The sequence below is a fragment of the Saccharopolyspora taberi genome (assembly GCF_039534165.1).
Classification (GTDB): Bacteria; Actinomycetota; Actinomycetes; order Mycobacteriales; family Pseudonocardiaceae; genus Saccharopolyspora_D; species Saccharopolyspora_D taberi.
In genome coordinates this window covers 35,504-45,024 of the sequence record NZ_BAAAUX010000018.1, presented here as the reverse complement: position 1 = coordinate 45,024, position 9,521 = coordinate 35,504, and the positions used below count along the sequence as shown (strand labels likewise).

Sequence of the window (9,521 nt, the reverse complement as noted above, 5' to 3'; positions counted from 1 at the left end):
CGTCGCTCAGCGCCGCGGCGGCGGGGACCATCGCGTCGACCATCGTCTTGTGCCCGACCTCGGCTTTGCCGAGGCGCTGGACGACGGCGGCGGCGTTGGTCGCCGCTTCGCTCAGGGCCTCGGTCCCCGCTCCCGAGGTCACCGCCTTGGCGAACTCGCGGAACCACATGCCGAACAGCGGGCCGCTGGTGCCGCCGGTGTTGAGGAAACCGTTGGACACCGCGGTGAACACCGCTTCCGGGGTGTCGGTCGGGCCGGTTTCCAGGTTGGCTGTCGCGCGGCGCAGGGCCGAGCGGAGGTTGGTGCCGTAGTCGCCGTCGCCCGCGCGGCGGTCGAGTTCGGTGAGTTCGGCGAAGCGCTGCTCGACGGTCGTGGTGAACCGGTCGATCCAGGCCCTGGTGCCTGCTGCGGTGAAGGTCTGCACTGCTCTGCTCCGTTCGTGGGTCACCAGGTGAGGGCGGGGGTGCGGACCGGGGCGTCCCACAGGTCCAGCAGTTCGTCGTCGGCGCGCACCAGCGTGATCGACAGGCCGCGCATGTCCAGCGCCGTGACGTACGGGCCGACCAGCGAGCGGGCCAGGTCGATGCCGAGGCCCTCCAGCAGCTCGGCCAGTTCGCGGTGCGCCACCGACAGTTCCAGGGCGTGCGTCGAGCCCAGGCCGTTGACCAGGGCGATCACCTTCTCGCCCCGGACCAGCCCGAGTTCGGCGACCAGCGGCGTGGTCAGCTCGGTGACCAGTTCGCGCGCCGGGCCGAACGGGCGGCGGCCGACGCCGTGCTCGCCGTGGATGCCGACGCCGAACTCGACCTCGTCGGCGGCGAGGTCGAACGACGGCCGGGTCTGGCCGGGGTGGGTGCACGACTGGAGCGCGAGCGCGAGGGTGCGGGCGGAGCCGACGACGCGGCGGCCCAGGTCGGCGAGCTCGCTCAGCTTGGCGCCCTGCTCGGCGGCGGCGCCGCAGATCTTCTCCACCGCGACCACCGCCGCGGTGCCGCGCCGCCCCGGACCGTCGTCGCTTTCGGTGGCGAGGTCGTCGTCGACCAGGACGATCTCGACCTCGATCCCGTCCTCGCGGGCGAGTTCGGCGGCGATGGTGAAGTTCAGGACGTCGCCGGTGTAGTTCTTGACGATCAGCAGCACGCCGCGGCCCTGGTCGGCGGCCCCGATCGCGGCCCGGATCTGGAACGCCGTGGGGCTGGCGAACACCGCGCCCGGCACCGCCGCGTCGAGCATGCCCGCGCCGACGAACCCGGTGTGCAGCGGCTCGTGCCCGGACCCGCCGCCGGAGACCAGCGCGACCTTCGGCGTCGGCTCGGCGCGCACCACGTAGGCGGGATCGGGATTGCATCGGACGAGCGCGGGATGTGCGAGCTGGAGCCCGCGCAGCGCTTCGGCGACGAAGTCGTCGGGGTCGTTGATGAACTGCCGCACCGACATCCAGCGCACTCCTCACGGGTTCGGGCGCGCCGTCGCGCCCGCCGTATCGTCGAACTCCATTCGACATGGTCGAATGTTTTGCGCACCATACGACGTGGTTTCCCTGCTGTAAAGTGCCCGCCAGCAGCAGGCCCACCAGCAGCGAAGAGGACGTGATGATCCAGTCCGTGGACCGGGCGATCCGCGTCCTGAGCGTGCTCCAGGGCGCCCGGCGGCTGAGCCTGTCGGAGATCGCCGCGCGGCTGGAGCTGCCGCCCTCGACGGTGCACGGGATCATCAAGACCCTGCTCGCGCACGGGATGGTCGTCCAGGACCGCGGCACCGCCCGCTACCGGCTCGGCCCGGCCGTGCTCAAGCTCGGCAACGTCTACCTCGACACCCTCGAACTGCGCTCGCACACGCTGTCCTGGTCGTCCGAGCTGGCCCGCCGCACCGGCCACGCCGTGCGCACCGGCGTCGCGCTGGCCGACGAGGTGATGATCATCCACCACGAGCCGCGGCCGGACGGCTCCCGCCAGATGCCCGAGGTCGGCATCGTCATCCCGATCCACGCCGGCGCGCTGGGCAAGGCGATGCTGGCCTACTCCCCCGAGCTGCTCGACGCGGTCGGCGACCTGCGCAGCATGACCGGCGACACCATCACCGACCGCGACGCCCTGCGCGCCCAGCTCGCCGAGGTCCGCGCCGCGGCCCTGGCCACCGAGCAGGAGGAGGCGGTGCTCGGCGAATGCGGCCTGGCCGCACCGATCTTCGACTCCTCCGGGACGGTCGCGGGCGCGATCGGCGTGGTCGTGCCGATGCTGGAGTGGCCCGCGCCGGACACCGCCGCGACCGCCGTGCGGGAGGCGGCCCGCAACATCTCCCGCGAACTCGGCGCCGCGCGCTGGCCTTCCTGACATCGATAACACATCAGAACTTCAGGCTGTTTTGCCATACTCGGGTTCGTGCCCGATCCGATCACCGCCTCGCTGGTCGCCCTGCTGGAGGCGTCCTTCGAAGGTCTCGTCGGCAACCTGCTCACGCTCATCGGCAAGCACGGCCACAACCGGCACAACCGCCGGGCCCTGACCGATCCGGAATCCGCCGTGCGCGGCGCCGAGCACAAGCTCGCCGAGCTGCGCCGGACCGAGCTGGCGGGCATGGACGAGGGCGAGTGGAACGCCGCCGCGCACGCGGTGCGGGACTCCTTCCAGGCCGTCACGCCGATCGACCTCGACCGCGTCGGGGTCCTCGTCGCGCTCGACGCCGGACGGCTCCGCGACCACGTGGCGGGCTCGTCGCGCGACATCGTGCGAGCGGCGGCGCTGTCCCGGGCCGGTCTCGTCGCCTACGACCGGCTGCTGGCGCTGAGCTGCGAGCACATCGTGGAGCGCGCCCGCCATGTCCGCGAGCTCGCGCCGCTGTTCCGCCGCGACGTCCTTCTGCAGCTGGAGGAACTGGCCGCCAACGACCGGCGCGTGATCGAACTGCTCACCCGCCTGGTGCGCGGATCGGCGGCGGAGCTGACCGCGGGCGACGAGTTCGGCCGCCGCTACCGGGAGCAGGTCCGGCGGGTGCTCGGCGGTTTCGAGCTGTTCGGCGTGACCAGGGGCAGGCTGCCCAAGCGGCAGTCGTTCACCCGCTCCTACGTGCCGCTCGCGGTGGCGCGGGCCGGTCTCGACCGGGAGAACGGGGTGGAGCTCAGCGGCGCCGGGGTCGGCGCCGCACGGGCGCTGGCAGGCAGCGCGCGGGTGCTGCTGCGCGGCGGCGCGGGCGCGGGCAAGACGACGTTCCTGCGCTGGATGATCTCCCGCACCGGGGAGTCCGAACAGGACGGTTCGCTGCCGTTCTTCGTGCCGCTGCGGCAGTTCGCCGACCGGGACTTCCCGGCGCCGAGCGAGATGGTCGCGGTGGTGGCCGGGGTGCTCAGCGACGAGATGCCGTCCGGCTGGGCGGCGGCGCAGTTCCGGCAGGGCCGGGCGCTGCTGCTGGTCGACGGCATCGACGAGCTGGTGCACGAGCGCCGCGCCGCCGCCCGCGAGTGGCTGGCCGAGCTGGTCACCGCGTATCCGGACGTGCGCTGCTTCGTGACGACCCGGCCCGCCGCGGTCGGCGAGGACTGGCTGGCCGAGTTCGGCTTCGACACCTACGACCTGCTCCAGATGAGCAACGACGGCGTCCGCCGCTACCTCGCGAGCTGGCACGAGGCCGCGCGCGAGGACAACGCCGACGACCCGGAAACCCAGGCATGGCTCGACGAATGCGAGCAGAAGCTCGCCAGGGCCGTCGAGGAGCGCGAGGACCTGCGGCGGCTGGCGTCGAGCCCGCTGCTGTGCGGGCTGCTGTGCCTGCTGCACCGCGACCGCGACGCCGACCTGCCGCGCGACCGCCACCGCCTGTTCGACGAGGCGCTGGACCTGCTGCTGCGGCGCTGGGACGAGCAGCGCGGGGTGCGGCGCGAGTCGGATCGCTGGCTGGGTTCGGAAGAGCAGACCGTGCTGTTGCAGCGGCTGGCCTATTCCTTCGTCCGCAACCGGGAAATCCTGATCCCGCGCGAGCAGGCCGCGCAGCGGCTCGGGCACGCGCTGCACGGGATGCGCGCGCAGGTCGACTCCGACACGCTGCTGCAACACCTGCTTGAGCGCACCGGAGTCCTGCGCGAGCCCAGCCCCGGGCACGTGCAGTTCGTGCACCGCACGTTCCGCGACTACCTGGCCGCGCACGAGGTCGTCAGCGCGGGCGATCTGGGGCTGCTGCTCGCCAACGCCCACCACGACGAGTGGCTGGACGTGGTGGTCATGGCGGTGACGCTGGCCCGCCCGCGCGAGCGCGCCCGGATCCTGCAGGGCCTGCTGGACGGCAACGACGACGCCCGGCGCGATCCGCGGGTGGCCGACCGGCTGCGGCTGCTGGCGGTGGCGTGCCTGGAGCAGGCCAGCGTCATCGAACCGGACGAGGTCCGGGACAAGGTCCGCGCCGCGGCGGCCGACCTGATCCCGCCGGACAGCCCGCAGTCGGCGGAACTGCTCGCCGAGGCGGGCACCTTCGTGCTCGACCTGCTGCCCGGCCCGGCCGAACTGTCCGAACAGGACGCGGCGAACGTCATCCGCACCGCGGCGCTGATCGGCGGGCCCGCGGCGGTCCGCAAGATCGGCGAGTTCACCTCGGTCGACCAGACCCTGGTCATCGACGAGCTGCTGCGGGCGTGGCGCTACGCGCAGAACCCCGAGGACTACGCCAGGACCGTGCTGGCCGATGTCGACTTCGGCGACCGGCAGGTGGACATGGGCAGCTGGCGGCGCATCCAGCACGTCCGGCACCTGACCAAGCTGCGGTCGATCCGATGCCGAGGCAGCGTGGACGCGCTGGAGGCGCTGGTCGCCGCGCCCCGGCTGCGGCACCTGGAGTTCATGCAGAACGAGATCCTGCGCGACCTCGGACCGCTGCGGAAGTGCGAGACCCTGCGCAGCCTGGTGCTGACCCAGTGCACCGGGCTGCGGGATCTGTCGCCGTTGCGCGACACCCGGATCGAGGAGCTGTCGCTGCACTTCGGCGCGGCGGACCTGGCCAGCCTCCAGGGCGCGCCGATCCGCAAGCTCTCGATCCGCCACCGCGGGCTCGACGGCGGTCTGCACCCGCTGCCCGAGGACCTGCCGCTGGAGGAGCTGGTGCTGGACAGCCGGTTCGACCGCCGCGTCCTGGACGGGATCCAGCGGTGGAGCGGGCTGCGCCGGGTGCGGCTGCACGGCGAGCCGACGGAGGCGGAAACCCGCCTGCTGCGGGAACTTCCACAGCTCGCGCAGTTGCACGTCTACGCGCCGGGCTCGGCCGAGCGGATGGCCGCCGTCCGCGAGGAACTCCCCGGCGTCGAGGTCGTCTGACGGGGCTCGCGCGGAACCCGGGTCCCGCGCGAGCCGCGGGGTCAGTCGCCGATGACGGCCAGGGCGTCGATCTCGACCAGCAGCCCGGCGGGCAGGCCGACGTAGACGGTGGTCCGCGCGGGGAAGGGCTCGCCGACGACGCGCGCGTAGGTCTCGTTCATCTCGGCGAACTGCGAGACGTCGGTCAGGTAGACGCGCAGCATCAGCACGTCCTCCAGCGATCCGCCGCCCGCCTCCAGCACCGCGATGACGTTGCGCAGGCACTGCTCGGTCTGCTCCGCGACGCCGCCCTCGACGAGCTTGCCGGTCTCCGGGTTCACCGCGGTCTGCCCCGAGACCTGCAGGATGTTGCCCTTGCGGATCCCCTGCGACAGCGGGATGCTCGCCGGCGGCGTGGGGGCGTTGTTCGTGCTGACCACGGTCCTGGCCATCAGACTTCCTTCCTGTTCGTTGCGGTTTCCCGCCTGCACCCCAGTTCGGCGGAGATCCGCCCGGCGGTGCGCAGCAGGTCGTCGACGAGCCCCAGCAGGCCGTCGAAGTCGAGCAGCATGTCGGGCACCGACAGCGACACCGCGGCGACTACCTCGTCCCGGTCGTCCCGGACGGGCGCGCCGATGCAGTGGATGAAGTCCTCGTGCTCGTTGCGGTCCACCGCGTAGCCCTGTTCGCGGACCCGGTCGAGCTCGGCCAGGTAGCGCTGCACCGAGGTGATCGTGTTCGCCGTCATCGCCGGATAGCCGATCCGCCCGGCGATCTCGCGGCGCTGCGCGGCGGGCCGCCCGGCCACCAGGACCTTGCCGACCGCGGTGCAGTGCAGCGGCGCGCGCTTGCCGATCCGGGAGTACATCCGGACCGCGTGGCGGCTGTCCACCTTGTCGATGTAGACGACCTGGTCGCCGTCGAGGGTGGCCAGGTGGACCGTGTGCCCGCTGATGCCGCCGAGCTCGACCAGGTGCGGCCGGGCCACGGCGCGCACGTCCAGGTCCTCCAGCGCGAGGTGCGCGAGCTCGAACAGCGTGCTGCCCAGCCGGTAGTGGTGCACGCCGTCCCGGCGGACGAAGCCGGCGGACTCCATCGTGCGGACGAGCCGGAGCACGGTGGACTTGTGCACGCCCAGCCGCTCGGCGAGCCGGTCCAGGGTCTGCGGACCGTCGGCCAGCGCGGTCAGCACGGTCAGACCGCGTTCGAGGCTCTGGCTCATCCACCTCTCCTTCGTTGACGTGCTGCCGAGCGGATGCTACACACCCCAGGAGCATTTTGCGCAACCAGCGTTGCACTACATGCAATGGGAGGCCGCGGTGGCGGTAGCGGGGATCGACGGAGCCGCAGTGCGGGCGCTGCGCGACGAGCGGATCGACTGGCGCTTCAAGGGGATGCCGTCCACGGCGTTCGGCCGCACCGTCGGGGAGTTCCTGGCGCAGCGGCCGAGGATCTTCGAGTCCGGTTTCGTGGGGCCGCTGCTGGTGCTCGACCACCACGCGCTGGAGCACAACCTGCGGACCATGGCCGGGTGGTGCGCCGAGCACGGCCTGCACATCGCACCGCACGGCAAGACCACGATGGCTCCGCAGCTGTTCCAGCGGCACTTCGTGCACGGCGCCTGGGGCATGACCGCCGCCAACATCAGCCAGCTGCGGGTCTATCGCGCGTTCGGCGTCCGCCGGGTGCTGCTGGCCAACGAGCTCGTCGACCCGAACGGGCTGGCGTGGCTCGCCGGTGAGCTGGGCGAGGACTTCTCGGTGGCGTGCTGGGTCGACTCGGTCCGGGGCGTGGAGCTGATGACCGCCGCTCTTGCCGGTGCCGCACGCCCGCTGGACGTGCTGGTCGAGCTCGGCGACGCCAACGGCCGCACCGGAGCCCGCACCGTCGAGCAGGCCGTGGAGGTCGCCCGCGCGGTGGCCGCCAGCCCGGCCCTGCGGCTGGTCGGTGTCGCGGGCTACGAAGCCGCCTCCGCGCACGACCTGACCGAACACGATCTGTCCATCGTGGACTCCTACCTGGGCCGGGTGCGCGAACTGGTCGCGGCGCTGGACCGGCAGGGGTACTTCGCGGACCTGGACCAGGTGATCGTGACCTCGGGCGGCAGCTCCTACTTCGACCAGGTCGCCGAAGCGCTGACCAAGCCGTGGGAGATCAGCCGCCCGGTGGTCCCGGTGCTGCGCAGCGGCGGCTACCTGACCCACGACGACGGCCTCTACCGCAAGATGTCGCCGTTCGGCCGCGCGCACCGGCTCACCGGGCGGGAACCGGCGTTCCGGTCCGCGCTGCGGATCTGGGGGCAGGTCGTCTCCCGGCCCGAACCCGATCTCGCGCTGCTGACGATGGGCCGCCGCGATGTCTCGTTCGACCAGCACCTGCCCGAGCCGCAGGTCATCCGCGCCGAGGACGGCTCGGTCCGGCCGGTCGACTGGGAGGTCACCGAACTCGCCGACCAGCACGCGTTCCTGCGCGTCGGCACCGGTGCGCGGCCCGCGGTCGGCGACTGGGTCGGGTTCGGCCTGTCCCACCCCTGCACGGTCTTCGACAAGTGGACGCTGATCCCGGTGGTCGACGGGGACGAGGTCGTCGACCTGGTCCGCACCTTCTTCTGATACCGGAGGAGTCCACGATGGACATCGCAGTGCGCGGCGCGTGGCTGGTCGACGGGGACGGCGGTCCGCGCCGCCGCGCCGACGTCGGCATCGAGGGCGACCGGATCGCCGCGATCGGCGAGCCGGGGACGCTCGGCGGGAAGCGGGTGCTCGACGCCGACGGACTCGTCCTCTCCCCCGGTTTCATCGACATGCACGCCCATTCCGACCTCCGGCTGCTGGCCGATCCGCCGCACCTGGCCAAGGTCTCCCAGGGCGTGACGCTGGAGGTGATCGGCCAGGACGGCCTGTCCTACGCGCCGGTCGACGACGACACCCTGGCCGCCCTGCGCGCGCAGCTGACCGGGTGGAACGGCGATCCGCCGGGATTCGACTGGAACTGGCGCAGCGTGGCCGAATACCTCGACCGCCTCGACCGGGGCATCGCCACCAACGCCGCCTACCTGGTGCCGCAGGGCACGCTGCGGATGCTCTGCGTCGGGCACGACGACCGGCCCGCCACCGACGCAGAGCTGGACCGGATGCGCGAAGTCCTCGCCCGCTCGCTGGACGAAGGCGCGTTCGGCATGTCCTCGGGCCTGACCTACACGCCCGGGATGTACGCGAGCACGGACGAACTGCGGGAGCTGTGCGAGGTCGTCGCCGCGAAGGGCGGGTTCTACAGCCCCCACCACCGCAGCTACGGCGCGGGCGCCCTGGACGCCTACGCCGAGATGATCGAGGTGTGCCGGAGCGCGGGCTGCGCCCTGCACCTCGCCCACGCCACCATGAACTTCGAGGTGAACCGGGGACGCGCGGCCGAACTGCTGTCCATTTTGGACCAGGCGTTGGACGAGGGCTGCGACATCACCCTGGACACCTACCCGTACCTGCCCGGATCGACCTCCCTGCACGCCCTGCTGCCCAGCTGGGCCGCCGAAGGCGGCGTCGGGGCGACGCTGGAGCGGCTGCGGGATCCCGTGCAGCGGCAGCGGATCCGCGAGGTCATGGAGATCGACGGCGCCGACGGCTGCCACGGCGTTCCGGTCGACTGGGACGCCATCGAGATCAACGGCGTGCGCCGCCCGGAGCAGAACGGGCACCTCGTGGGCAGGACGGTCGCCGAATCCGCCCGCAGCGCGGGGAAACCGCCCGCCGAGCTCTACTTCGACGTGCTGCTCTCGGAAGAACTGGGCACCTCCTGCCTGATGCACGTCGGCCACGAGGAGAACGTGCGGGCGATCATGCGGCACCGGGTGCACACGGCCGGAAGCGACGGCCTGCTCGTCGGCGAGCGCCCGCACCCGCGCGCGTGGGGCACCTTCCCCCGCTACCTGGCGCATTACGTCCGGGAACTCGGCGTTCTCGGCCTGGAGGAATGCGTCGCGCACATGACCGGCCGGGCCGCCGACCGCCTCGGGCTGACCGACCGCGGGCGCGTCCGCGAGGGCTACGCCGCCGATCTCGTGCTCTTCGACCCGGACACCGTGACCGACACCGCGACGTTTGACGAACCCCGCAGGCAGGCCACCGGAATTCCGCACGTGTTCGTCAACGGCGTGGCCGTCATCTCCGACGGCCGCCGCACGGACGACCTCCCCGGCCGCGCGTTGCGCAAGCGCTCAACACCATTAGGCCAGACACCATGACGCTG

8 protein-coding genes are annotated in these 9,521 nt (G+C 72.3%); 4 read left to right on the top strand and 4 right to left on the bottom strand.

The features are described 5' to 3' along the window. Both ABD691_RS21620 and ABD691_RS21615 read right to left on the bottom strand, forming a co-directional pair. Positions 1–424 (bottom strand): DAK2 domain-containing protein (locus tag ABD691_RS21620; protein ID WP_344682510.1); only part of this gene is annotated, 424 nt, incomplete at its 3' end. 20 nt (positions 425–444) lie between these two features. Then, positions 445–1,437, bottom strand: a complete 993-nt coding sequence (locus ABD691_RS21615; protein WP_344682508.1) for a dihydroxyacetone kinase subunit DhaK — start codon at positions 1,435–1,437, stop codon at positions 445–447. Positions 1,438–1,592: 155 nt separating this feature from the next. Between ABD691_RS21615 and ABD691_RS21610 the strand changes: the two genes are divergently transcribed. Both ABD691_RS21610 and ABD691_RS21605 read left to right on the top strand, forming a co-directional pair. Beyond that, on the top strand, positions 1,593–2,333 hold the full coding sequence (locus ABD691_RS21610; protein ID WP_344682506.1) for an IclR family transcriptional regulator: 741 nt from the start codon (positions 1,593–1,595) through the stop codon (positions 2,331–2,333). A 48-nt stretch (positions 2,334–2,381) separates the two neighbouring features. Beyond that, positions 2,382–5,297, top strand: coding sequence for an NACHT domain-containing protein (locus tag ABD691_RS21605; RefSeq protein WP_344682504.1), 2,916 nt, complete (start codon positions 2,382–2,384; stop codon positions 5,295–5,297). Between the two features lie 41 nt (positions 5,298–5,338). Here ABD691_RS21605 and ABD691_RS21600 read toward each other — a convergent pair whose 3' ends face one another. After that, complete coding sequence (locus ABD691_RS21600; protein WP_344682502.1) at positions 5,339–5,728, bottom strand: RidA family protein; 390 nt, start codon at positions 5,726–5,728, stop codon at positions 5,339–5,341. After that, a complete protein-coding gene (locus ABD691_RS21595) occupies positions 5,728–6,498 on the bottom strand; it encodes an IclR family transcriptional regulator (protein ID WP_344682499.1) in 771 nt (256 codons plus the stop codon). The genes ABD691_RS21600 and ABD691_RS21595 overlap by 1 nt, the downstream gene beginning before the upstream one ends. A 79-nt stretch (positions 6,499–6,577) precedes the next feature. Between ABD691_RS21595 and ABD691_RS21590 the strand changes: the two genes are divergently transcribed. Next, entirely contained in the window at positions 6,578–7,888 is a 1,311-nt protein-coding gene (locus tag ABD691_RS21590; protein ID WP_344682497.1) for an amino acid deaminase, read from the top strand. A gap of 17 nt (positions 7,889–7,905) precedes the next feature. After that, positions 7,906–9,516 (top strand): N-acyl-D-amino-acid deacylase family protein, encoded by a 1,611-nt coding sequence (locus ABD691_RS21585; protein WP_344682495.1) that lies wholly within the window; start codon positions 7,906–7,908, stop codon positions 9,514–9,516. Positions 9,517–9,521 lie beyond the last annotated feature (5 nt).